Annotated in this window: 21 protein-coding genes; 13 read left to right on the top strand and 8 right to left on the bottom strand. The window is 65.6% G+C overall.

Features of this window, described 5'->3' with window-relative positions:
- Positions 1 to 172: 172 nt before the first annotated feature.
- Positions 173 to 901, bottom strand: coding sequence for an SDR family oxidoreductase (locus HNQ08_RS01075; RefSeq protein WP_184127193.1), 729 nt, complete (start codon positions 899 to 901; stop codon positions 173 to 175).
- A gap of 79 nt (positions 902 to 980) precedes the next feature.
- Here HNQ08_RS01075 and mqnB point away from each other — a divergent pair, with 79 nt between their 5' ends.
- Complete coding sequence (gene mqnB / locus HNQ08_RS01070) at positions 981 to 1,625, top strand: futalosine hydrolase (protein ID WP_184127191.1); 645 nt, start codon at positions 981 to 983, stop codon at positions 1,623 to 1,625.
- Between the two features lie 9 nt (positions 1,626 to 1,634).
- Here the strand turns inward: mqnB and HNQ08_RS01065 are convergent, their stop codons facing one another.
- The gene (locus HNQ08_RS01065; protein ID WP_184127189.1) at positions 1,635 to 2,066 is read right to left on the bottom strand and encodes a uracil-DNA glycosylase; all 432 of its coding nucleotides are present in this window, start codon (positions 2,064 to 2,066) and stop codon (positions 1,635 to 1,637) included.
- Between the two features lie 61 nt (positions 2,067 to 2,127).
- Entirely contained in the window at positions 2,128 to 2,271 is a 144-nt protein-coding gene (locus HNQ08_RS01060) for a hypothetical protein (RefSeq protein WP_169745418.1), read from the bottom strand.
- 153 nt (positions 2,272 to 2,424) lie between these two features.
- On the opposite strand from HNQ08_RS01060, the gene tdh reads away from it, so the two are divergent.
- Positions 2,425 to 3,456 carry an L-threonine 3-dehydrogenase gene (tdh, locus tag HNQ08_RS01055; protein WP_184127717.1) on the top strand — a complete coding sequence of 344 codons (1,032 nt, stop codon included), beginning with the start codon at positions 2,425 to 2,427 and terminating at the stop codon, positions 3,454 to 3,456.
- A gap of 534 nt (positions 3,457 to 3,990) precedes the next feature.
- Positions 3,991 to 5,001: a tryptophan--tRNA ligase gene (gene trpS, locus HNQ08_RS01050; RefSeq protein WP_184127187.1), complete on the top strand. Its 1,011-nt coding sequence runs from the start codon at positions 3,991 to 3,993 to the stop codon at positions 4,999 to 5,001.
- Here the strand turns inward: trpS and HNQ08_RS01045 are convergent.
- Entirely contained in the window at positions 4,992 to 5,648 is a 657-nt protein-coding gene (locus HNQ08_RS01045; protein WP_184127185.1) for a pyroglutamyl-peptidase I, read from the bottom strand. The genes trpS and HNQ08_RS01045 overlap by 10 nt on opposite strands.
- A gap of 43 nt (positions 5,649 to 5,691) precedes the next feature.
- Between HNQ08_RS01045 and HNQ08_RS01040 the strand changes: the two genes are divergently transcribed.
- The 3 genes from HNQ08_RS01040 to pdxH all read left to right on the top strand — a co-directional run bounded on the left by HNQ08_RS01040 (position 5,692) and on the right by pdxH (position 7,654).
- Complete coding sequence (locus HNQ08_RS01040) at positions 5,692 to 5,994, top strand: putative quinol monooxygenase (protein ID WP_184127183.1); 303 nt, start codon at positions 5,692 to 5,694, stop codon at positions 5,992 to 5,994.
- 61 nt (positions 5,995 to 6,055) lie between these two features.
- Complete coding sequence (locus HNQ08_RS01035; RefSeq protein ID WP_184127181.1) at positions 6,056 to 6,913, top strand: DNA-formamidopyrimidine glycosylase; 858 nt, start codon at positions 6,056 to 6,058, stop codon at positions 6,911 to 6,913.
- A gap of 96 nt (positions 6,914 to 7,009) precedes the next feature.
- On the top strand, positions 7,010 to 7,654 hold the full coding sequence (gene pdxH / locus HNQ08_RS01030; protein WP_184127179.1) for a pyridoxamine 5'-phosphate oxidase: 645 nt from the start codon (positions 7,010 to 7,012) through the stop codon (positions 7,652 to 7,654).
- A gap of 116 nt (positions 7,655 to 7,770) precedes the next feature.
- On the opposite strand, the gene secA is transcribed toward pdxH, so the two are convergent.
- A complete protein-coding gene (gene secA, locus HNQ08_RS01025; RefSeq protein ID WP_184127176.1) occupies positions 7,771 to 10,380 on the bottom strand; it encodes a preprotein translocase subunit SecA in 2,610 nt (869 codons plus the stop codon).
- Positions 10,381 to 10,648: 268 nt separating this feature from the next.
- On the opposite strand from secA, the gene HNQ08_RS01020 reads away from it, so the two are divergent.
- On the top strand, positions 10,649 to 10,864 hold the full coding sequence (locus HNQ08_RS01020; protein WP_184127174.1) for a hypothetical protein: 216 nt from the start codon (positions 10,649 to 10,651) through the stop codon (positions 10,862 to 10,864).
- Between the two features lie 21 nt (positions 10,865 to 10,885).
- Positions 10,886 to 11,428, top strand: a complete 543-nt coding sequence (locus tag HNQ08_RS01015) for an MOSC domain-containing protein (protein ID WP_229789547.1) — start codon at positions 10,886 to 10,888, stop codon at positions 11,426 to 11,428.
- Here the strand turns inward: HNQ08_RS01015 and HNQ08_RS01010 are convergent.
- Positions 11,425 to 12,234: a GNAT family N-acetyltransferase gene (locus tag HNQ08_RS01010; RefSeq protein ID WP_184127170.1), complete on the bottom strand. Its 810-nt coding sequence runs from the start codon at positions 12,232 to 12,234 to the stop codon at positions 11,425 to 11,427. The two genes, HNQ08_RS01015 and HNQ08_RS01010, sit on opposite strands and share 4 nt — an antisense overlap.
- Before the next feature lie 264 nt (positions 12,235 to 12,498).
- Positions 12,499 to 13,317, bottom strand: a complete 819-nt coding sequence (locus tag HNQ08_RS01005; RefSeq protein WP_184127168.1) for a hypothetical protein — start codon at positions 13,315 to 13,317, stop codon at positions 12,499 to 12,501.
- 327 nt (positions 13,318 to 13,644) lie between these two features.
- Here HNQ08_RS01005 and lepA point away from each other — a divergent pair, with 327 nt between their 5' ends.
- Positions 13,645 to 15,468, top strand: a complete 1,824-nt coding sequence (gene lepA / locus HNQ08_RS01000; protein ID WP_184127166.1) for a translation elongation factor 4 — start codon at positions 13,645 to 13,647, stop codon at positions 15,466 to 15,468.
- 70 nt (positions 15,469 to 15,538) lie between these two features.
- Here lepA and HNQ08_RS00995 read toward each other — a convergent pair whose 3' ends face one another.
- A complete protein-coding gene (locus HNQ08_RS00995) occupies positions 15,539 to 16,411 on the bottom strand; it encodes a hypothetical protein (RefSeq protein WP_184127164.1) in 873 nt (290 codons plus the stop codon).
- Between the two features lie 90 nt (positions 16,412 to 16,501).
- Here HNQ08_RS00995 and HNQ08_RS00990 point away from each other — a divergent pair, with 90 nt between their 5' ends.
- The 4 genes from HNQ08_RS00990 (at position 16,502) to HNQ08_RS00975 (ending at position 21,573) form a co-directional block, all read left to right on the top strand.
- A complete protein-coding gene (locus HNQ08_RS00990) occupies positions 16,502 to 16,939 on the top strand; it encodes a VOC family protein (protein WP_184127163.1) in 438 nt (145 codons plus the stop codon).
- A complete protein-coding gene (locus HNQ08_RS00985; RefSeq protein ID WP_425321328.1) occupies positions 16,936 to 17,322 on the top strand; it encodes a VanZ family protein in 387 nt (128 codons plus the stop codon). Before HNQ08_RS00990 ends, HNQ08_RS00985 begins: the two co-directional genes overlap by 4 nt.
- A gap of 347 nt (positions 17,323 to 17,669) precedes the next feature.
- Complete coding sequence (locus HNQ08_RS00980; RefSeq protein ID WP_184127161.1) at positions 17,670 to 18,620, top strand: AAA family ATPase; 951 nt, start codon at positions 17,670 to 17,672, stop codon at positions 18,618 to 18,620.
- 52 nt (positions 18,621 to 18,672) lie between these two features.
- A complete protein-coding gene (locus tag HNQ08_RS00975) occupies positions 18,673 to 21,573 on the top strand; it encodes a transglutaminaseTgpA domain-containing protein (protein ID WP_184127159.1) in 2,901 nt (966 codons plus the stop codon).
- Positions 21,574 to 21,662 lie beyond the last annotated feature (89 nt).

Here is a 21,662-nt window from a genome sequence, read left to right as displayed (position 1 = left end):
GGGCATGTCTTGCGGTTGAAGGGGATGAGGGGCGGGACCGGGCGGACGGTGGAACGGCTTCTCTCTGCCCTGTAGATATGCGGCGGCGGGCCGATCGGATTACCTATTAAACCTTAATGACACTTGGACAAGTGCCGGTTAACGCGCAATCTACGCGGCATGGCCGCGACTCTCAGATGCTCCAGCCGCCGTCCACCAGCAGTTCCTGCCCGGTGATGTAGGCGGCCTCGGGCGTTGCCAGAAAAGCAATTGCCGCCGCCACCTCGTTGGGCTGTCCGAAGCGGCGGGCAGGAATGCGGGCGGTCAGTCTGTCGGCGTCGCTGGGATCGGTGTTCAGGGCTTTCAGGCGATCCGTGGCGGTGTAGCCCGGCGCGACGGTGTTGCAGGTCACGCCGTCGGCGGCCACCTCCAGCGCCAGCGTTCGCAGGTAATTGGTCACGGCGGCCCGCATGGCGTTGCTGACCGGCAGGGTGGGCGAGGGCCGCCCCACCGCCAGGCTGGTGATGGCGATGATGCGGCCCCACCGCCGCTGGCGCATCCCTGCCAGCACTCCGTTCGCCAGCCGCACGGTGCTGAGGAAGGTGGTGTCGTACCCGGCCTGCCACGCTTCTTCGCTGACCTCGCTGGGTTTTCCCGGCGGGGGACCGCCCGCGTTGCTGACCAGAACATCGATCTGACCCGCAGCTTCCAGCGCCGCCGTCACGCCCTCCTGGGTGCTGACATCGGCCACCACCCAGCGCGCGCCAATGGCGTCCGCCGCCGCCTTGAGGGTCCGTTCGTGCCGCGCGGCAATCGTGACCCGTGCGCCCAGCCGGGCCAGGTCATGCGCCGCCGCCAGCCCGATTCCCCTGCTGCCGCCCGTCACCAGGGCGCGTTTGCCGTCCAGCCTGAACAACGTCATGTGGGCAGGCTACACCTGTGCCGCAGCCGGTTCGTGGGAGAGCGGGCGCGGCCCCGCTCCACCCCTTACCCTGTGGCCCATGCTTCCCCTGATCGTCGTTGCCACCCATGCCGAGGCCGAACGCCTGCTGGACCTGAACGCCCGTGTGGTGGTCTCCGGGGTGGGCGTGGTGGCCGCCGCTCTGGCAACAGCAAAGGCGCTGGCTGAACAGAAGTCTGGACTGGTGGTCAGCGCGGGTATAGGCGGCGCATATTCCCCGTCGGGTCTGTTGCCCGGTGATCTCGGCCTTTCATCCGAGATTGTCCAGGCCGATCTGGGAGCATGGGACGGCGAACGGTTTCTAGCCTTCGACGAGCTGGGCCTATCCATTCTCCCGGATTCACCGCACACTGGCCGCTTTGCCGCCTGGAACCACGCGCCTGAAGTCGCGCGGCGTACGGGCGCACGCCTGGGGCCGATGCTCACCTTAAATAGCGTGACCGGCAGCGTGGAGGCCGCCAACTTTCTGGAACGACGTTTTCCCGGCGCACTCACCGAGGGGATGGAGGGTGCGGGCATCGCCCACGCCGCCCTACTGGCCGGCGTGCCGGTGCTGGAGGTGCGCGGCGTCAGCAACGCGGTGGGCCCCCGTGACCGCGCCTCGTGGCGAATTCCACAGGCGCTCGCCGCCACCCGGAGGGGCGTGGCGGCGGCGCTGGAAGTCTGGAAGGAACGGGAAGGGTAGAGGCCCGCCTTAACTGTTCAGCGAGAGCTTGCCGCTGGTGGAGTTGGCCGCTTCGCCGGGAAAGTTGACCTTCACATTCACCGTGGTCCCAGCGGGCGTGGCGGGATCAATGTTGATCCAGTGGCTGACCAGCACGGGAGGAGTGGGCTGCGGATCGACAGCGCGCACCAGCACACGTCCCTGCGCGGGCACGAAGACACACCAGCCCTCCGGGGTGGTGGTAAAGGCCCGCACCGGCAGGATGCTTTGCAGGGTCATGTCGGCATTGGTGGCCCAGTATTCGACGAGCAGACTGGCGTGTTCGCGGCCCGTGTCGGCCTGATCCAGATCGAGCTGGACTTCCACGCTGTCGGGCATCCCCTCGACCAGATTGGTCCAGCCGGGGACGACAAAACGGTTGCTGGCAGCACTCTTGAACTGTTGAGGGGTGGCGTCGGTCATGGGCCTAGCCTAGCGGATTGACCGCCCGCAGGGGGCCACACCCGTGTTCATCGTTGGACGATCAGTCCGCGTAGGTGCGGACAGTACGGATCAGCGCCCGCACCGCTAGATAACCCACCACGAAGAACAGCAGCGGCGTGACGTTCAGGGTGACCTCGGCGTCCTTTTCGGGTTCCAGGGGATTTTGCTTGCGGTACTTGATCATACCCTGCAGGGTACGACATGGGGTAGGTTGGGTGTCGGTACGGAAGCTTAGGGAGCATTCAGATCAGCTGTCCGGCCCAGGTGAACGCGGTCACGGCGAAGCAGCCTCCGTGGGAGTAAAACAGCCTGTGTGACCTTTGCCCCCCCTGCCACCATGCGCGCCCTGAGCAAACTGAAACCCGAAGTCGGCATCTGGATGACCGAAACACAGGTGCCTGTCCCCGGCCCCAATGACCTGCTGATCCGCGTGAAGAAGAGCAGCATCTGCGGCACCGACGTGCACATCTATAAGTGGGACGATTGGGCCAGCCGCACCGTCCCAACGCCCATGGTGGTGGGCCACGAGTACGTGGGCGTGGTGGCTGGGATGGGCTCCGAGGTCAGTGGCTTCTCGATCGGTGACCGAGTGAGTGGCGAGGGCCATATCACCTGCGGGCATTGCCGCAACTGCCGCGCGGGCCGCCGCCACCTGTGCCGCAACACCCAGGGTGTGGGCGTCCAGCGCCCCGGGTCCTTCGCCGAATACTTGGTGCTGCCCGCCTTCAACGCCTTCAAGCTGCCCGACGACATCTCCGACGATCTGGCTGCCATCTTCGATCCCTTCGGCAACGCGGTTCACACCGCCCTGAAGTTCGATCTGGTGGGCGAGGACGTGCTGATTACCGGCGCGGGGCCGATCGGGGTGATGGCCGCCGCCGTCGCAAAGCATGTCGGCGCGCGGAACGTGGTGATTACCGACGTCAACGAGTACCGTCTGGAGCTGGCGCGCGAAATGGGTGTGACCCGCGCTGTTAACGTCGCGCAGGAGGACCTGTGGACGGTGGCGCAGGACGAGCTGCACATGACCGAGGGGTTTGACGTGGGGCTGGAGATGAGCGGTTCCGGCGTGGCCTTTGCCCAGATGGTCAAGCTGATGAACCACGGCGGCAAGATCGCCCTGCTGGGCATCCCCGCAGGACGTGTGGACATCGACTGGGACAGCGTGATCTTCAAGATGCTGACGGTCCAGGGGATCTACGGCCGCGAGATGTTCGAGACCTGGTACAAGATGGTGGCCTTGATCCAGTCGGGCCTGAACCTGAACCCGATCATCACCCACCATTTCGGCATCGGCGACTACCAGCAGGGCTTTGACGCCATGCTGGGCGGCCAGAGCGGGAAGGTCATTCTGGACTGGGAGGGTTGAGGGAGGCCCCGCGCTGGAGATCAGGATTTCTCATATGCGGGTACCGCGCCGTGGGGTCCAGAATCTGCCCCCAACTCGTCCAGTACCCGCCCATCCGTCATTGATCAGGTCTTCGGTCAGGAATGGACGTTCCTGAAGTTCTTTTGCTGGCCAAAGATGGGTTCGGGTAGTGACGCAGACGGCAGGGAAGTCCTCTTTTCTCAGGCTGACTCACCCCTGCTCGGCGACGACTTCCAGCAGGAGGCTCAGGGACAGCAGGTCAGACGGAGAGCGCCAGCACCATACGTCTTGACCGCCTCTTCTCCCTCTCTTGCCTGTCTCCCCTGGCAGAGCTGAGGTGGCTGTTGGCTGCACGTCCTTTCTCGCGCAGTATCCTGCGTCCATGCATCCCAGGCAGGCACAGGCTCAGGCATGGTGGCCCGGCAGTTGACCGGGTGCCCGTTCCTTTGTGCCGTCGAACCGACAGGCCGCGCCCGGAGAACCTCCCGGCGCGGCCTTTTTTTATCGCTCTCCACTGTTTGCAAGGAGTGAACCATGACCACACCACCCCCCAGAAAACGCGTCCTGACCGGAGACCGCCCGACCGGTCCGCTGCACATCGGCCATCTGGCCGGCTCGCTGCGCAACCGGGTGGCCTTGCAACACGAGTACGAAACATTTGTGCTTCTGGCCGACGTGCAGGCGCTGACCGATAATTTTGAAAATCCCCAGAAGGTGCGGGACAACGTTCTGGAAGTCGCCCTGGACTACCTGGCCGTGGGCTTGGATCCGGACCTCAGCACTTTCGTGATCCAGTCGCAGTTGCCTGAAATTGCTGAACTGACCGTTTTCTACCTGAATCTGGTCACGGTGTCCCACCTGCGCCAGAACCCCACCGTCAAGACCGAGATCGCGCAAAAGGGGTACGGGGAGTCGGTGCCCGCCGGATTCTTCGTCTACCCGGTGTCGCAGGCCGCCGACATCACCGCGTTCGGCGCGCATCTGGTGCCGGTAGGCGAGGATCAGCTGCCCATGATCGAGCAGACCCGCGAGATCGTGCGGCGCTTTAACCACCTGTATGCCCCGGTCCTCGTTGAGCCTCAGGCGCTGGTGGGTCAGGCGGCCCGCCTTCCCGGCCTGGACGGCGCTGGCAAAATGAGCAAGTCGCTGAACAACGCCATTTTCCTGTCCGACAGCGCCGACACGGTGGCCCGCAAGGTGCGCGGCATGTACACCGATCCGGAACACCTGCGCGCCGAGGACCCCGGACGGGTGGAGGGCAACCCGGTCTTCGCCTATCTGGAGGCCTTTGACCCGGACCGCTCTGGTCTGGAGGCCATGCAAGACCACTACCGCCGGGGCGGTCTGGGCGACGTGAAGGTCAAGCGCCACCTGACCGAGGTGCTGGAGGCGACACTGGCCCCCATCCGTGAGCGCCGCGCGGACTTTGCGCGCGACATGGACAGCGTGCGGGAGGTCGTTCGGATGGGCACCGGCCGGGGGCGTGAGGTGGCCGCCGACACGATGAACGCGGTGCGGGAGGCGATGGGCCTGAACTACTTCTGAGTGGTCAGAACCTCGACCTGTGTGCCCAGGACACCCGCCGCAACCCGCACCGCCCGCGTGATCTCCTCTTGCGGCAGGTAGGGGAGAGGCGGGCGGTCCTCCGGGACGGCCAGCGCGACCGCCGGATTGGCGGGCAGATGGAGAAAGCCGCAGGGCACCCCGCCCTTGCCGTGTGCCGTCAGCCAGTGGCGGGCGCGGTACATCACGAAGTTGCAGACGTACAGGCCCGCCGTGTTGCTGATGTGGCCGGGAAGACCGGCCCCGCGCCACGCCGCCAGAATGTCGCGCAGCGGCAGCGTGGACAGGTACGCCGGGGGCGCGTCCGCGTGTGGGTGGGCCGGGGCGTCGCGGTAGGTGTTTCCAGCGTTGTCTGGAATGTTGAAGTCCATAACGTTCAGCGCCACACGCTCCAGCGTGACCTGGGGCCGCCCTGCCGCCAGTCCGGTCAGCAGCACTGCCGCCGGATCGTGCCGTTCCAGGAGCGCCTCCAGCGACTCGCCCGCCGAGCGTGGCTCCACGGGCAGGAGGGCCGAGACGACCTGCAGGTGGCCTACTTCCAACTTATCCAGCGCTGCCGCCGCCCACGCGCTGGGATTGTCGGGATGCGTGTGGAACGGCTCGAATCCGGTCAGCAGCAGCTTTGGCATAGCGGAATGATAGACGCTGGTCGACTTTGAGGGAGAATGCGCCATGCCTACCATTGCCGTCCACGCCGTCATCACCCCCAAGCCCGAACACGTCAAGGACGTGCTGACCGAGATGCTGGGCATGGTCCAGGGCAGCCGCCAGGAACCGGGCTGCCTGCGCTACGATCTGCTGCGTCAGGATGACTCGGGAACCGTGCGCCTGCATGTCCAGGAGCGTTACCGCGACATGGACGCCGTGCAGGCCCACCGCGATTCGGCCCACTACCAGGCGTACCGCGCCAAGGCTGGGGCGTGGTTTCAGGAGGCTCCGGTGGTCACCGTGCTGGAAGAGGTGGACGTGGCCTGAAGCTCCTCGCCGCAGTCGCCGCTACCTTCGCCCCGCAGCGTCGCCGCTATGCTGGGGCGGTATGCCTGAGCTGCCGGAAGTCGAAACCACGCGCCGAAAGATCGAGCCGCTGCTGCGCGGGCGCGTGATCGCCAGTGTGGAACATGACGCGCCGCACAAGTACCGCGATACCCATCTGGCGGTGGGGAGGCGGGTGCAGGGGCTGTCCAGACGCGGCAAGTACCTGATGCTGCAACTCGCGTCGGCGGACGCAGCGGAGGACGACCTGCACGATCTGGAGTTCATCGTCCACCTGGGAATGACCGGGGGCTTTCGCCTGGACAGCGGGCCACACACCCGCGTCACCCTGACCCTGGAACCGGATGGGGCTGGGGACAGCCAGCAACTCTTCTTCCACGATCCACGCCGTTTCGGCAAGATGGCCGTGGTGCGCCCCGGCGAGTACGCGGGCATGCCCACCCTGGCTGCGATGGGTCCCGAACCCCTCTCTGAGGACTTCATTGAGGGCGATTTCGTGCGGCTGGCCCGCGAGGCAGGTGCGGTCAAGCCGTGGCTGCTGTCCCAGAAGCCGGTCAGCGGTGTGGGCAACATCTACGCCGATGAGAGCCTGTGGCAGGCCCAGATCCACCCCGCCCAAACCCGCCTGACCGCCGCAGAGGGCCAGCGCCTGTACACCGCCATCCGCGAGGTCATGGCGCAGGCGGTGGACGCCGGTGGCAGCAGCCTGGGCAACGGCGTGGGCAATTACCGCCAACACGACGGCCTTTCCGGTCTTTTTCAGCACGAGCACCACGTGTACGGCAGGGCCGGGCAGCCCTGTCCCCGTTGCGGCACCGACATCGTGAAGACCGTGCTGGCGCAACGGGGAACGCATTTTTGCCCGAAATGTCAGGTGTTCGAGGAGCGGCCCAGGAGCTAGATGACCAGGTGGGCGCCTGGGACAGAAGCCGTCTCAGCCCCACTGAATCTGCCGTCCTGCCTTTCCAGACCTCCAGATCATCCTCAAGGAGCTTTCATGACTGATCTCACTGCCCTGCGAATCTCCTACACCCGTGACAATTTGCGGCGGGCGGACCTGAACGATGACCCGCTGGCCCAGTTTCAGGGCTGGTTCGACGAGGCGCAGGGGGCCGAACTGCCTGAGCCCTATGCGCTGTCTCTGGCGACGGCGGACGCATCCGGGCGCCCCAGCGTCCGCACGGTGTTGCTGCGCGGCGCAGACGGGGGAGGCCTGACCTTCTACACCAACTTCGAGTCGCACAAAGGCCATGATCTGGCCGCCAACCCACAGGCCGAAATCCTGTTTTACTGGGCCGAACTGGAGCGGCAGATCCGCGCCTACGGCACCATCGCCCGCGTGCCGGATGTGGAGGCCGACACCTATTTTCACGTCCGTCCCCGCGAGAGCCAGCTGGCCGCCCACGCCAGCGATCCGCAAAGTGCGCCGATTGCCAGCCGCGAGACGCTGGAAGCCAGGTTCGCCGCCTTGCAGGAACGCTTCCCCGAAGGCCAGCCCGTGCCCCGTCCGGAGTTCTGGGGCGGTTACCGCATGACCGTGCAGGAGTGGGAATTCTGGCAGGGACGCCCCAACCGCATGCATGACCGGTTCCGGTACACCCATCACGACAACCGCTGGAAGATCGAGCGTTTGATGCCCTGAAGCGTTCGCTCCGGCCCCACCGTCAGGGACGGCGTGATGGAACCATCAGCTGAGACATCAAAAAATTGACGCGGGAAGCAGTGTCAACTGCTCCCCGCGTCACGTTGTTTTGTTTCTTAGCCCGTCTGTCCGAACTGCATCCGGAACACGAATTTGGTGACGTCCGTCTTGAGGTTGTCGATCATGTCGTTGAACATGTTCGTCGCCTCGAACTTGTATTCGGTGAAGGGGTCGCGCTGGCCGTAGCCGCGCAGGCCGATGCCCTGGCGCAGGACGTCCATGCCGTGCAGGTGTTCCTTCCAGTGCTGGTCCACCGTTTGCAGCAGCACGTAGCGGGCCAGGCTGTTGAGCATGGTGGGGCTCAGCTCTTCCTTGCGGGCGTCGAAGCTGTCGGCCACCGCGCCCAGCATGGCGTTCTGGGCATCGGCGGGGGACATGCTGCGCAGCCCTTCGAAATCGAAGCCTTCCAGTTGCGGCACGGCGTCCAGAATGGCGGCCTGCAACCCCTCGATGTCCCAGGTGTCCGGGCTGGCCTCGATGGGCAGGTAGGTGGCCAGCTGCATGTCCACGAAGTCGGCGATCATGCCCTCGGTGGATTCCTCGACGGCCTCGTCTGGCCCAAGCAAGACCTCGCGGCGCTGGGCGTAGACAGTGTCGCGCTGTTTGCTCATCACGTTGTCGAATTCCAGCAGCTGCTTGCGCGTGCTGAAGTTGCGGTCCTCCACGCGAGCCTGCGCTTTCTCAATGGCCCCCGTGACCATCTTGGCCTCGATAGGCTGGGTGTCGTCCATGCCCAGGCGGTCCATCATGGCCACCACGCGCTCGTTGGCGAACAGGCGCATCAGGTCGTCCTCGAACGACACGTAGAAGCGGCTGCTGCCGGGATCGCCCTGCCGTCCGGCGCGACCGCGCAACTGGTTGTCGATGCGGCGCGACTCGTGGCGTTCGGTGCCGATAATGTGCAGGCCGCCCAGCTGCTGGACGCGCTGGTGATCGGCGACCGTTTCCGAGTGGAGCTGCTGCGCCTGGCGGATAAAGTCCTCGGTCATGCCGGGAATACGCATACCGATTTCCAGGGTCTGTGGGTCCTGACGGCTCAGCGCGGTAATGAACGCCTCGACTTCAGGCACGTAGCGGTTCAGGCCCAGACTCTGCTCGATGCTGGCCCCGACGATCGATTCGGCGTCGCCGCCCAGCTTGATGTCGGTGCCGCGCCCGGCCATGTTGGTGGCAATCGTGACGGTGCCGCTGCGGCCGGCCTGCGCGATGATGCTGGCCTCCTGGGCCTCGAACTTGGCGTTCAGGACGGAGTGCTTAACTCCCGCCGCCGTCAGCAGTTCGCTGAGCTGCTCGCTGGTCACGATGCTGGCCGTGCCGATCAGCACCGGGCGACCCGTGGCGTGCATCTCCTTGACCTCTTCCACCACCGCGTTGTATTTGCCCATCTTGCTGCGGTACACCAGATCCTCGGAATCCTTGCGGATCACGTCGCGGTTGGTGGGGATGACCAGCACGTCGGAGCCGTAGATGTCCAAGAATTCCTTCTCCTCGGTCTTGGCCGTACCGGTCATGCCCGAGAATTTGTTGTACAGGCGGAAGAAGTTCTGGTAGGTGATCGTGGCCAGCGTCTGGTTCTCGTTCTCGATCTTGACGCCCTCTTTGGCCTCGATGGCCTGATGCAGTCCCTCGCCGTAGCGGCGGCCCGGCATGCTGCGCCCGGTGAATTCATCGATGATGATGACCTCGCCCTCGGCGTTAACGATGTAATCCTTCTCGCGGTGGTACAGCTCCCTGGCGCGCACCGCCTGGGTGATCATGTGCGCCTTGTCCATGTTCTCGGGGCTGAACAGATCGGGGATGCTCAGCAGGCGCTCGATCTTGCTGATGCCGCCCTCGGTCATGTGCACCTGTTTGGTCTTCTCGTCGATGGTGTAGTCGCCGGTCGGTTCGGTACGCACGCCGGGCTCGGCGGGTTCGCCCTTCTGGAGCCGCCGGGTCAGCTTGGCGTAGACGTAGTACAGATCGGTGGCCTTTTCCGCTGCGCCAGAGATGATCAGCGGCGTGCGGGCCTCATCGATCAGGATCGAGTCCACCTCGTCCACGATCGCGAAATTCAGCGGGTGTTCGGCGCGTAGAGACAGCGCCTCACGGCTCTGGGCCATGTTGTCGCGCAGGTAGTCGAAGCCCAGTTCCGAGTTGGTCACATACGTGATGTCGCAGGCGTAGGCGGCCTGCTTCTGGGCGGGTTGCAGCTCACGGCTCGCCAGACCCACCGTCAGGCCCAGGGTGCGGTAGAGCAGGCCCATCTCATCGGCCCCCACGCGGGCGAGGTAATCGTTGACGGTCACCAGATGACACCCACGTCCCTCCAACGCATTGAGTGCCAGCGCCAGGGTCGCCACCAGGGTCTTGCCCTCGCCGGTTCTCATCTCGGCGATGCGGCCCTTGTGCAGCGCGTAGCCACCGATCAGCTGCACATCATAGTGCCGCTTGCCGATAGAGCGGCGCCCAGCCTCGCGGATCAGCGCGAAGGCGGGCACCACAACGTCGTCCAGGGACTCGCCGCCCTCCTGCACGCGCACGCGCAGTTCATTGAAGGCAGCGGCGAGGTCTTCTACCCCCATCATCTCTTCTTCCAGCGCGTTGACCGGCTGCACGATGGTTTTCACGATCTGCTGCACGTCGCGTTGGTTGTTATCGAATAGTTTATTGAGGACACGGAACATGACAAGCGAGTATACCGCCCCGGAGCTGACGGTGGCCTCACAACTTCACAGTGACGCACATAGGCAACCTGAGCGCAGCCGACTCACGGTCTGTGGCCTGCGTCGCTCTGTGGCTGGAGACAGGTAAATTTCAGCTAAAGGCGTTGGGCTGTCCTTCTGTTTGCCATCGTGCAAATCCGGCAATTGAAGTCGGTCACAGTGGACTCAGGCAAGGGGCCGTGGCGGGGAATCCGGCGCAGCCCCCATCATCACCCAGGAGGAAACAACTATGTCCAACCGCAGCATCTCCAACCTTTTGACCGTTGCTGGCCTGGCCTCGATCCTGGCCTCCATCGCCATCTGGGCCACCCAGGGCGGCACCGAGAAAACCCATGAGGAAAAGTCGCATGGGGAGCGTTTCGGCATCTTCGTGGGACTGTGGGCCCCCACGTTCTTCGTGCTGGCCAACAAGTACAACGAGGCCGCCGTCAACGAAGGCGAGTGAGATCTGCTGTCGTCTGAAATGGTGAGCGGCACTGTTCAGAGCGTCAGTGCCAGTCCACAGCATGCTTTCAGCAAGGCCCGCCAGTCGCAGATTCGCCTGCTGGCGGGTCTTGGCGTGGAGGGGGACGCGCATGCGGGAGCGACGGTACAACACCTGTCGCGCGTGCGGCAGAACCCGGATCAGCCCAATTTGCGACAGGTCCACCTGATCCACGCGGAGTTGCTGGGCGAACTGGCGGGTCAAGGCTTCGATGTGCGTCCCGGAGATCTGGGTGAGAACATCCTGACCTCCGGTCTGGACCTCCTGACCCTGCCACAAGGCACGCGCCTGCACATTGGCGCGGAAGCGCTTGTCGAGATTACAGGCCTGCGTAAGCCCTGCGCCCAGATCGACCGCTTCCAGCCGGGCCTGCTGAAAGCCGTCCTGGCCACCGATGGGAGCGGCAACGTGATTCGCAAGGCCGGGATCATGGGCGTGGTGCTGCGCGGTGGAACAGTCTGTCCAGACGATGAGATCAGGGTGCAATTGCCACCGCTCCCCTATCTGCCCCTGGAGCGGGTTTAATCGGCCGCTGGACGCTTCTGGAACCCCAGTTGAATCTCAGTGGGGCGAAAGCCGAGGCGCTCATACAGCCGCTGAGCGTGGTAGTCAGGATCGGCCACGATGACCAGCGTGCGTGTCCCTAGCGTTTCGCGTGCCCACTCTCCCGCTGTATGGACCAGGGTTCCGGCCAGACCGCGTGACCTGGCGTCCGGGTGCGTTTCGACATTCTGATAGCGGGCGATGCCCTGCCCGGTGTCGAAAATGCCCAGGCCACAGAGCATCTGCCCCGAAAGGTCAAAGGCCCCCCACATCGCGCCCAGCCCAGCTTCCTGTGCGGCGCGGTAGGCGACCAGTTTGCGCGCGGCGAAGATGCGGTAGCTGTCCTCTTCCAGCGGCGCGGGATCGGCGGCATTGACAGCCAGTCGCATGGTCAGAGCGGCCTGCCAGTCAGCGTCGTTCGCGAGCGGCTGAAAGCGCGCCTCCCGGTTGAAGCTGCGGGGCGGCACCGTTCTTCCGGCAGTCAGTACCGTGTCCCGGTGAACTTCGAAGCCTGCCGCCTCGAAGGCCTCCGCAGCCCCAGCGTCGCCTTCGGCGGTGTCCACCCCGAAGGCACGGTGCGTGGCCCCAGGAAAGTGCGCCTCGAAGGCGGTCTGCCAGCGCTCCAGATCTCCTGATGCAGGAGGGCGCGGCATCAGCAGAAAATTACCCCACCAGAACGTTGGATTGTTCGGCGAGCGGATTACGGTCAGATCGGCTGCACGGGTGATGACCGCGCCCTCCTGACGTCGCAGCGCCAGATCGGTGTGGTACGCCAGTGAGAAGGGCATGCGGCGAGACTAACGCCGGGCAGTGTCCCGATACATCTGCTGGAGTGCTTATGAAGGGTCGGATTGCGCAATCCCGTCCGTTAACGTCGCGAGATTCAAATGCTGTTCGCTGCGATCACCCAAGCCCACGGCGAGTTTGGGTATCCGGGCAGGGCTGGGCGTCCTGTCGCCGGGAACGGGTGTGGAAGCAACACACGCTCCCAGGCCTGTCCGCATGATGTGCGCGAGGTGGACCCAGCCCTGAAAACGGCTGAACCCTGTGGCTTAATCGCCGCTGGAATCTCTGGGGGTCAGCGGGCTGACGGGCGCAACGCTCAGCCGGAGTTGCAGGCCTGGCAGGTACATTCTGATGTAACTCAGCAGCGCCCCGATAAACAGGATCACACCGAGCATTTCCATTCCTTCTTCTGCCACGACCAGCGACTGATTCAACAGGGATTGCGTTCCACCATCGCTGACCACCGCACCTTCCAGGAGCTCGAAACCCAGTGCGCCCGTCACATAGATCGCTCCCGCCACGATCACACGGTTGCGAATGCTGGCCGGAAGCTGAGTCAGGAAGCGCACGAAAGCCAGGCCCACGATGAGTGCAAGGACGCCGTAGGGCAGGACCCAGGCGTAATGCAGGATGCCGTCGGTCTTGACCACGTTGCGGGTAATGTCGGCGGTACGCTCGTGCAGCATGGCTGCCTCATCCAGGGCCAGGAAGCCGAAAATAAAAGTCAGGGCCTTCCAGGACAGCGCGTCCGCACGTGCACCCTGCCTTCTGGCCCAGGCAATGACCCCCAGCATCAGTGTGGCCAGCAGCAGAAGCAGGGCCGAGAAGGCGGCGGGGACGTTGCTCTCGTTGTTCAGGTCAAACAGGCCGATGAACAGATCGCGTCCGAAGAAGTCAGTCAGGTAAAGTTTGGCGATCAGGCTCATGAGCCCTGCCAGCCCCAGGAAGGCGGTGATGCCCAGCAGGGTGCCTACGACCCGGCGCTCCCGCAGCACCATGCCCAGCAGCACAGAGTCCGTCTCTGGTCTGACATCTGCAGCTTTGATTCCAGATCGGTTGGTAGAGGGAACTGAACTTTGAATCATGGGGCTCCTCCTGGCGGACGCGTCGGCGCATCTGGAGAGACGGGAATTCGAAGGCACAGGGCTGAACAATCGCCAGCCACACCCACCAACCAGGGGTGTGGCCTTTTCTTGTGAGATATCTAACAGTGTAGCACCAAACGAGGGGACACCTGACAGTTCCATGACATCCTTTCTTCATGAAGGCAGGCCCGCCGTCGGTTGTGGGACGGCACGCGAGGAGCCTGCTTCTTCATGCAGCGCGTTTCCCTTCCCGTGGGGTGGCCCGACGGTCTCTCCCTGTGCCGCCGCCGCTGTCATTTGCGCCGCGCCCGGCTACACTGCGCGGTGATGAGTGTCAGGCCCCCCGCAGCAACCCGTAATTTTTCGATCATCGCCCACGTGGACCACGGCAAATCCACGCTGGCGGACCGCATTCTGGAGCGACTGGGTGCCATGGGCGAGCGCGACAAGCGCGATCAGACCCTGGACACGCTGGAGCTGGAGCGTGAACGTGGCATCACCATCAAGTCGACCCCGATCCGGCTGGAATATACGCGGCCCAGGCTCGAGGACGGCACGGGCGGTGAGACCTACGTGCTGAACCTGATCGACACGCCAGGGCACGTGGACTTCAATTACGAGGTGTCCCGTTCGCTGGCTGCCTGCGAGGGCGTGCTGCTGCTGGTGGACGCCTCGCAGGGCGTGGAGGCGCAGACGATTGTCAATGCCTATCTGGCCATCGACAACAACCTGGAGATCGTGCCGGTGATCAACAAGATCGATCTGCCTGCCGCCGATCCCGAAGGTGCGGCCAAGGAGCTCGAAGAGGTCATCGGCATTCCAGCCGAGGACGCCGTCTTTGCCTCGGCCAAAGCGGGGATCGGGATCGACGAGATTCTGGAAGCGGTGGTGGCGCGCATTCCCCCGCCGCCCGGCGATCCGGAAGCGCCCCTCAAGGCGCTGGTCTTCGACTCCTTCTACGACGCCTACCAGGGAGTGATCCTGTTTGTGCGTGTGCTGGAAGGCACGCTACGCGCCAAGGATCAGATCACGCTGATGAACGCGGGCAAGTCCTTCGAGGTCGACAAGGTGGGCACCTTTACGCCGGGGCTGGTGGTGGGCCAGGAACTCCAGGCCGGGGCGGTGGGCTGGGTGGCCGCAGGCATCAAGGACATCGCCGACGCCCAGGTGGGCGATACCCTGACCGGCAAGGAGCGGCGCACCGACGAGGCTTTCCCCGGGTTCAAGCCCGCGCAACCGGTCGTGTTTTCAGGCCTGTACCCCACCGACACCGAGGATTACCGCAAGCTGCGAGACGCCCTGGAGAAACTCAAGCTCAACGACGCGGCCTTCAGCTTCGATCCCGAGACCTCCGAGGCGCTGGGTTTCGGTTTCCGCTGCGGTTTTCTGGGGCTGCTCCATGCCGAGATCATTCAGGAACGCCTGGAACGCGAGTACGATCTTGACCTGATCGCCACCGCTCCCGCCGTGGTCTACCGCGTCAGCCTCACCAACGGCGACGTGTTCGAGACCCAGAACCCGGCGGAGTTCCCCACCCGTGACCGGATTGCCAATGTCGAGGAGCCGTACATCAAGCTCTCGGTGATGCTGCCTGAGGATTACGTGGGGCCGGTGATGGGGCTCCTGCAGGAGCGGCGTGGCTCGATGGTCACCATGAACTACCTGGGCAAGCGCGTTGAACTGGTCTACGAGGTGCCGTTCGCCGAGATCCTGTATGACTTCCATGACCGTCTCAAGAGCATCTCGCGCGGCTATGCCAGCATGGATTACGAGCAGCTCGGCTACCGCGAGGGCGATCTGCGCAAGGTGGACATTCTGGTCAACAATGAGGTTATCGACGCGCTGGCCGTGATCGTTCACGAGGACAAGGCCTACTCGCTGGGGCGCAAGATCGTGGACAAGATGGCGGAGGTGATCCCGCGCCAGATGTTCCCGGTACCGGTGCAGGCCACGATCGGCGCAAAGATCATCGCCCGCGCCACCGTCAAGGCGTACCGCAAGGACGTGCTGGCGAAGTGCTACGGCGGCGATATCTCCCGCAAGAAGAAGCTGCTGAACAAGCAGAAGAAGGGCCGCGCCCGCATGAAGCAGATCGGCACGGTAGAGGTGCCCCAGGAGGCCTTCCTGGCCGTCCTGAGTACCGAGGAATAGGGCACTTCAATGCGCTGAGCGTTCCAGGGGTGGGCTGTGCCCCCACTTCCGGCCTCCGGGCTTGCTCGGCCTAGACCCCACACCCCGTTTCCAGCGGCGTCGGGGTCAGGCCACGTGCCGGCGTCCATTCGTTGACTGCAAACGATGACCCCTCGTAATACGCCCCGAACAGGATCAGTTCCATCCTCCCGTCGCCGTTCAGGTCCGCCGCCCCGGCCAAGCGGATGACATTTGCCAGGGGGCGGGTGGACATGTTGTCTTCCGGCCCCACGGGAGTTTGCGGCGCGATGTCCGCGCCCAGGGTGACGGTCAGAACCTGCCCGCGCACCACGTGGCGCAGCAGCACAATGCTGTAGTCGCCCGGCTGGCCGATGGTCGGCGGATAGATTCCGTCCCTGTCGGCGTAGTGCGTCGCCTCAAGGATCACTTCCTGCGTGCCGTCGCCGTCCAGATCGGTGCGGGTCAGGCCCACCAGCTGTACCTGCGGGTCTGGAATGCCGCGCTTGATCAGTTCTGCGCGCACGATCTGGCGGTAGGTCTCGTTGCCGGTGGGCAGTGCGGTGACGGGCCGGGGCTGGGACTTCAGGGCCGCAACGGTGAAGACCTGAAACTGATTGGAGGCGGTTCCCGGGTTGACCGGCACTTCGTAGGCGTCCGTGCATGGCTCGCCGTAGCTCCTGGCCGTTTTGCCCACAACAGGCACGGGCCGCCCGCCCAGAGTGCGGCGCAGGTAGCGTTCCTGGCCCTTCAGGCGCGGCGCGGTCTGGGCCACCGTCAGCCAGCGCCCGTCTGCCACCGCGCCCAGCAGTTGCGCCCGGGCATCGTCACCCGGAGCGTGGATCAGCACTGGAAAAAAGTTGGTAGGTGCGGCGGCCTGACCCCTTGCCCCGGAGATCACCAGAACGCCGCAGAGCAGCAGGGTCCACCAGCCAGGATGCGTCATGCTCCAGCCTACCGCTCTGGTGGTCCTCTGCGCCGTTCTGAAAGGATGTCATGCAGACCCTGAGACGGCCTGCTGGCGTAGGCTGAAGCGATGTCTGTCACGCACCTGGATCATGTCGCCATCGCCACCCCCGATCTGGATATTGGAAGCACACCGTATCTGGCACTGGGCCTGCACCCCGAAGGACCGGACGAGGATGTGAACGGTCAGGGTGTGCGCGTTCGTGCCTTTATGGTGGGCGAAACCTTAATCGAACTGCTGATGCCCACCCGGCCCGACAGCCCGATTGCCGCGTATCTGGAGAAGCGCGGGCCAGGACTGCACCACACCGCCTACCGCGTGGCCGATCTGGATGCCGAGATGACCCGCCTGCGCGCGGAGGGGGCACGTTTTCTGAGCGACGCGCCCGCGCCGGGCCGGGCCGGGACGCGGGTCGCCTTTTTGCACCCCAAATGGGGCGCGGGAACGCTGATCGAACTGGTGGAACATCTTCGCGGTCAGGCTGGGTTTGACGGGACAGGCGTTTGACCCCACCCGGAACCTCTTCCCGCTTCCGGGCGGTGTGGTGGCTGATCTCGCTGGGCATCATGGGGACGGTCTGGTGGCTGAGCAGTTCCGCAGACACGCCGGGGCCGCCGCTGGTGCACCCGCTGGACTGGATCGCCCACTTCACCGCGTATTTTGCGCTGGCTTACGCGCTTGGCCGGGCGACGGGACGGCGCGACGTGGCGCTGGTGATAGCCGTGTGGTGGGGCGCGCTGGACGAGGTGCATCAGGCTTTCGTGCCGGGCCGCGACGCGGGCGTCACCGACTGGCTGTTCGATCTGGTCGGGGCGTGGATCGGCTCCCGGCTGGCAATGCGGCGCAGGAGACGAAAGCAGGGTGGGGAAAAGGAGACCGAATCGACCTGATTTGATACAGGCCCTCAAAGGGGAGACTCGACACCCGCCAGAAATGCCCCGGCCACTCAGGCCCTTACGGACTTTCGCCTGCGCGTCGGCGTACAACGCGCCAGTGAGAGGATCGACGCAACGCCTTTGCTGTTCGAGTTGAGGACGGGCGCGGACCCATTACCCACTGGTGGATCAGCCGGGGCGGGGTGACGATTAGGGAGGCCAGAATCACAAGGTCAGCCATGCTGCGGTGGACGCAGAAGAGGCGGTGGCCCCGCTCAGGCGACCCGGGAGAATACGGCTGCCTGATCCCCGTCTGCCGGGTCGCAGTTCTGTCAGACCCCGCCCGCTACGCTGGGCTTCAGATGATGCGCGCCGTGCCCCCTGCCCCTCCCGTCGCCCGCCACGCGGACGCCCTGACAGCCGCGCTGGCGCAACTCGACGGCGTCATTCTGGGCAAGCCTGGACAGACCCGGCTGGCCGTGGCCTGCCTGCTGGCGCGTGGCCACCTGTTGATTGAGGACCAGCCGGGGGTCGGCAAGACCACGCTGGCCGGGGCGCTGGCCCGCACTTTCGGGCTGGATTTCCGGCGCGTGCAGTTCACCGCCGATCTCCTGCCCGCTGACCTGACCGGCGTCAGCGTGTGGGACGCCCCAAATTCCACGTTCCGTTTCCAGCCTGGGCCGGTGTTCAGCGAGGTGTTGCTGGCCGACGAGATCAACCGCGCCACTCCACGCACCCAGGGCGCCCTCCTGGAGGCGATGGAGGAGCGGCAGGTCAGCGAGGGCGGCGTGACCCGGCCCCTGCCGGACCCCTTTTTCGTGATCGCCACGCAGAACCCGGCGGCCTTCGTGGGCACCTCGCCGTTGCCCGAGGCACAGCTGGACCGCTTCCTGATGACCATCACGCTGGGCTATCCCGATCCCCGTGCCGAGCGCACCCTGCTGGAAACTGGTGGCCGCAGCCTGAGCGTGCGTGGCCTGGGGGCCGTACTGGATGCCCCAACCCTCCTTCAGATGCAGCGCGAGGTGGACAGCATTCATGCTGCCGCCCCACTGCTGGATTACCTGCAACTGCTGGCCCGCGCCACCCGCGAGCACGGGGGGCTCCTGACGGGTCTCAGCCCCCGCGCGCTGCTGGCGCTGCTGTCGGCGGCCCGCGCCTGGGCCTACCTGGCAGGTCGCCCCATGGTGCTGCCAGAGGACGTGCAGGCGGTTTTCCCCGCTCTGGCCGCCCACCGCCTGCCGCCGCGCGATCCAGGCGCGAGCATGCCCCAACTGTTGTCCCGGCTGTTGGCCGACACGCCGATTCCATGAGGCGGCGTCTGAATGGTGCTCTGCCCTGGACTGGGCTCCCCGCACGCTGCCCATGACCACGAACGGCACCCAGCATGCGGCAGCGCCTCCCGTCGCCCCACGCAACCCCATCCCTGCAAGCTCCCTGCGCCCTACCCGCTTTGGCCTGGCCTTTCTGCTGCTGGTCACGCTGACCCTGGTGGGGTGCATCAACTACGGCCTGAGCCTGGGCTACGGCCTGACCTTCCTGCTGGGCGGCGTATGGGTCATGGCCTCCACCGGGGTGGCTCGCGTGGCCCAGCAGATCCGCCTGAATTTGAGTGCGCCCACGGGGGCCAGCGCCGGTGGCGGGGGTGAGGCGCTGTTCACCCTGTCGGTCACGGCGGCGGTGGGCGGAGCGGTCACAGTTGTTCTGGAAAGCAGCGCGGGCGATAGCCGCACGGTCACCCTGCGTGTGGAGTCGGGCGAGGTTCGCACCTTGATGGTGCCTTTCCCTGTCCGCACGCGTGGCCCGCTGACCCTCACGTCGCATGGGGCAGCGGCGCTGGATTTCCTGGGATTGTGGGCCGCGAGTCTGACTCCCCCCACCCCGGTGACGGTCAACGTGGCTCCGGCCCCGGAAGACGAGGCGCCGCCTGCGCCGCTGCGGAGCTTGCCAGGACCGGGTGATGGCCACCGCCGCACCTCCGGCGACGAGGAGTTTGCCGGACTGCGCCCCTACGCCCCCGGCGACTCGCCCCGGCAGATCTCGTGGCGGCATGTGGCCCGCACCGGCACCCTGCTGACCCGCGAGACCGACGCCGCGCAGGGTCGGGTGCGTCTGCTGGACTGGGCCGATACGGCAGGAGAGACGGAATCCCGCCTCTCCCGGCTGGCCGCCTGGGTGCTGGAACTGGACCGCCGGGGAGTGCCCTTTGCGCTCAATGTTCCCGGCACTGCCCTGCCAGCAGGCGGTGGCGAGGGCCAGCGGCTGGCCGCGCTGAACGTGCTGGCGGGCGTCACTCCCTTTCCTGCGGCCACGCCGGCGGCCCGGATTAAAGTGCGGGCCGCCACCGACGCCGACGCCCTGCGGGTCACCCTGCTGGCGCTGGCCTTCACTCTGGCGCCGGGGGTGCTGCGGCAGCCGCTGTGGGCCTCGGCGCTGGTGGCGGGACTGTTGCTGTACGGGGCTGTCCGCACGCGCAGGCCACTGCCCGTTATCCCCACCTGGGGGCTGGGCTTGGTGGCCGGGTTGGCGGCGGTGGGCCTGAACGCCACGTATGGCACGCTGCTGGGGCGTGACGCCGGAACTGCGCTGCTGGCCCTGCTGGTGGCCCTCAAGACTGCTGAGAGCCACGGCAGACGCGACGGCCACCTGCTGGTGCTGCTGGGCCTGTTCGTGGCCAGCACGCACTTCTTTCACGGGCAGGGACCGCTGACGGCCTTGCACGTCGTTCTCAGCGCGGCGCTGTTGCTGGCCGCCGCCTCACGCTGGACGGCTCCGACGCGTACAGATCGGCCAGAGGACGTGGACCTGCCCTCCACCCTGATCCGCAGCGGAGGCTTGCTGGCCCTGGCTGCGCCGCTGGCGCTGACGCTGTTCATGCTGTTCCCTCGTCCAGAACGTCCACTGTGGCAACTACCTGTGCAGGGTGGAGCCAGCACGGGCCTGTCAGGGGAGATTCGCGCCGGGGAGTACAGCAATCTGGCGCAAAACCGTGCGGTGGCCTTCCGCGCCGACTTCACGGGTGAGCTGCCGTCACCTGATGAGCGGTACTGGCGCGGCCCAGTGTACGAGGCTTACGACGGCCAGTCGTGGAAACAGGTGCGGATCGGCGGGCCATCGCCCAGCATCGAGCCACTCGCCTCGGCTCCCGACTGGACGTACACCCTGACCCTGGAGCCGTCTGGCAATCCCTGGCTGCTGGCCCTGGATACCCCAGTGGAACTGCCCCAGGACGCAGTCCTGACCACCGCGTTTCAGGCCGTTTCTTTCCGACCCGTCAGCGCCCGTCGCCGCGTGACCCTGCACAGCCGCCCGTCGCGCGTGGGCGTCGGCGAGAACCTAGAGCGTCTCCAGTACGATCTCTATCTTCCGCCGGGACAGAGTCCGCGCTCCGCCGCACTGGGTGCGAGCTGGCGGGGTCTTCTTCCGCAGCAGCGGATTGAGGCCGGACTGAGCTATCTGCGCCGGGGCGGCTTCTCATACACCCTCTCGCCGCCGCTGCTGCCCGCGCAGGACCGGGTCGATGCCTTTCTCTTCGGCACCAGGCAGGGCTTTTGCGAGCACTATGCGCAGTCCTTCGTCTTTTTAATGCGCGCCGCTGGACTGCCCGCGCGCATCGTCGGCGGCTACCTGGGTGGTGAGCAGAACCCGGACGGGGGGTACCTGATCGTGCGCCAGCAGGACGCCCACGCCTGGGCCGAGGTCTGGATACAGGGCCAGGGTTGGCAGCGAGTGGACCCCACCGCCGTGGTGGCCCCCGCACGGGTGAACGCGGGGCTGCCGACCGCGTTGAGCCAGCCACAGGCCAGCGCTGCCGCCGCCCCCACTCCACTCAGCCGCTTCGGGCTGCGACTGGACGCCCTGCAGAATCGCTGGAACGACCTGGTGGTGGGGTATAGCGGCAGTGAGCAACAGGCGCTGCTCTCGCGGGTGGGTCTGGGGGGCGTCGGGTCAGGTCCCTATCTGGCCGTCTTACCGCTGCTCGTCGCGCTGGCGCTGCTGCCCGCCCTGTGGTGGCTGCGGCAACAGGCCCGCCCGCGCGATCCCTCGTCACGCGCCCTGCATGAACTGACCGTGCGCCTGGGCCTGCCCCGCTCTCCGGGCGAGACCCCCAGCGACTACGCCGCCCGGGCTGCCCAACTCCGGCCCCATCTGGCGCCCGCCCTGGAGGAGGTGGTGCGGGCCTACCACGCCGCCCGCTATGCGCCGGGTGATCCGGCGGAGGCTCTGAAAGCATTGAAGGCCGCCCTGAGCAGAGTGAAGCGCTAAGGGGATGCAAACGAAAAGCTCCCGTTCAATAATTGGTTTTGGTCTCCGGGCGTCATGCTCAGACTTGAACCGCGAAGCTAACGATCAGG

This window comes from Deinococcus humi (assembly GCF_014201875.1).
Lineage (GTDB): Bacteria > Deinococcota > Deinococci > Deinococcales > Deinococcaceae > Deinococcus > Deinococcus humi.
The sequence above is the reverse complement of the archived record's forward strand: the minus strand, read 5'-3'. Positions and strand labels throughout refer to the sequence as shown.